The 2,103-nt window shown below is 74.7% G+C and carries 2 protein-coding genes and 1 pseudogene; all 3 read right to left on the bottom strand.

Going from position 1 to position 2,103, the window contains the following annotated elements; all coding sequences use genetic code 11:
* Positions 1 to 673: PLP-dependent aminotransferase family protein (locus B7767_RS18240; protein WP_143652537.1), on the bottom strand; the 673-nt coding region annotated here is incomplete at its 3' end.
* A 61-nt stretch (positions 674 to 734) separates the two neighbouring features.
* A complete protein-coding gene (locus B7767_RS18235; RefSeq protein WP_306297967.1) occupies positions 735 to 1,214 on the bottom strand; it encodes an SAM-dependent methyltransferase in 480 nt (159 codons plus the stop codon).
* A gap of 32 nt (positions 1,215 to 1,246) precedes the next feature.
* Positions 1,247 to 2,103: pseudogene (locus tag B7767_RS46410) on the bottom strand (transcriptional regulator); the annotation flags it as partial.

The following is a 2,103-nucleotide window of genomic DNA, read 5'->3' as shown; positions in this document are numbered from 1 at the left end:
CGCCCTCGTAGCGCAGTTCGCCGTACGGGTCGTCCTCGACGATCCACAGTCCGCGCCGGGCGGCGGTCTCCGCGACGGCGGCGCGGCGGGCGGCGGGCAGGGTGCGGCCGGTGGGGTTCTGGAAGGTGGGCACGGTGTAGAGGAGCTTGGGGCGTTCGCGCGCCACCAGTTCGTCCAGGGCGTCCGGGTCGAGGCCGTGCTCGTCGCCGGGGACGGCCACCACGTGTGCCCCGGCCAGGGAGAACGCCTGAAGTGCCGCCAGGTAGCAGGGGTCTTCGACCAGGACCGTGTCGCCGGGTTCGAGCAGCACGGTGGCGAGGAGGGAGAGGGCCTGCTGGGATCCGGTGGTGACGAGCAGGTCGTCGGGGGTGGTGGGCAGACCGCGGGCGGCCGTGCGGGCGGCGAGTGCCGCCCGCAGCGCGGGCTCGCCCTCCGTCGTGGAGTACTGCAGGGCCCGCGCGGGTGTCTCGGCGAGCACCGCGCGGTACGCCGCCGCTATGCCGTCGGTGTCGAACAGTTCGGGGGCCGGGAGCCCGCCCGCGAAGTTGATCACCTCGGGGCGGGCGGTGACGGCCAGGATGTCCCGTACGGGCGAGCCGCCGACCGTGCGGGCCCGTGCCGCGAACGGCGGTGTGGGGGCGAGGGCGGGGGTGGCGGGCTCGGTGACGGTCATGGCACGGCTCCTCGGACTGCGGTGACGGCGCGTGCCCGCAGCCTAGGAAATCGCGTGCCCTCTACACGCGGCTTTCCGCGATCCGGACGGTCCGGACGGTCTCGGCCCTTCGTGGCGACGGCCCCGTGGACGTGCGTGCCGACGTCCGTCTCGTCGTCGACGCCCTCGTGGCGGACCCGCTCGACGGGGTCGGGGCGCCGGTGGTGCGCGGGGACGGGGCGGCGTGGTCGGGGCGCCGGTGGTGCGCGGGGACCGCGCCCGGGTGCGCGGCACGGACGTGAAACCCCGCTCGGTGTACGTCCGATGCGCCGCCCGCGCGTTCCCCGGGTCGAGCTCCTCGGTGAGGTGGCCGAGCACCACGCGGCTGCCGGGGGGGCAGCGCCCCGACGGGTTCGCGCACGATCGGGTACGCCTCCCCGTCCCCGACGAAGTGCGGGACGGCGACCGGGCACAACGCGATCGGGCGGTCGAAGTCCTGTGTCTTCGCCGCCCGTTCGAGAACGGCGGCCGGGTCCTTCGGGCCGGTGTTCGACGACCTCACGCGCGGCCGGACCCGTTGGCGCCCGGCCGGCCCTATCCGAGGTTCGTCGTGCCCTCCGGGACCCACCCCTCGCCGCCCAGCGGGAACTCGTACGCCGGGCGCCCGTTGTTGCCGCTGGTGCGGAAGGGGCGGCCCTTGTCGTCCACGGTGAGCGTGCCGCTGCGGGAGCCGCTGGACCACTTCAGCTCCAGGTACCAGCTCACGTCGTAGGCGGAGGCGTCGGCCGTGATGTAGTAGACCTCGGGGTCCGACTCGCTCACCGAGAACGGGAAGTCCCGCTGTCCGGCCTCCGGCGTCACGACCGGGCGGGCGGCGTCGAGGGCGACCGTGAAGGAACGCGTGGGCACGCCGGCGCCGCAGCCCACGCCGGGGTAGCCCATCACGAAGTCGTTCCAGGGCAGCGGCGAACGCTTGCCCGCCACCCGCACGTTGAGCTCTTCCACGACCACCGTCTCGTCCCCGGTCCCCTGCACGGTGAGCCGCACGTACTGCTCCTCCGACGAGACGGCCCCGAACGAGCTGACCCACGCCGTCGCGTCCTGCTCCGTCGGCGGCGGTTTCACCTCGCTCGCCGGCCTGTTGACCAGGTACCGCTGCGAGCAGGGGTCCTTCCACAAGTACGGTTCGGTCCGCACGGTCAGCGGAACGGCGTCCCCGGCGCCGTCGTCCGCCTGGCCGGCGGAGGCGGTGGCCGGGGTCCCGGGTGTCTCCTTCCCGTCCTTCGCGGAGGGGGACGGGGACGCGGAGGACGAGGGGGAGGAAGAGGCGGAGGCGGAGGCGGACGGTGACGGGGTGACACCCTTGTCCTTGTCCGTATCGCCGTCGGCCGCGGCTCCCACCGGGCTCTTCCGGTCGCCCCCGCCGTCGCCGCCGTCCGGCAGGCCCCCCA

The sequence above is a fragment of the Streptomyces sp. 13-12-16 genome (assembly GCF_002114215.1).
GTDB lineage: Bacteria > Actinomycetota > Actinomycetes > Streptomycetales > Streptomycetaceae > Streptomyces.
The sequence above is the reverse complement of the archived record's forward strand: the minus strand, read 5'-3'. Positions and strand labels throughout refer to the sequence as shown.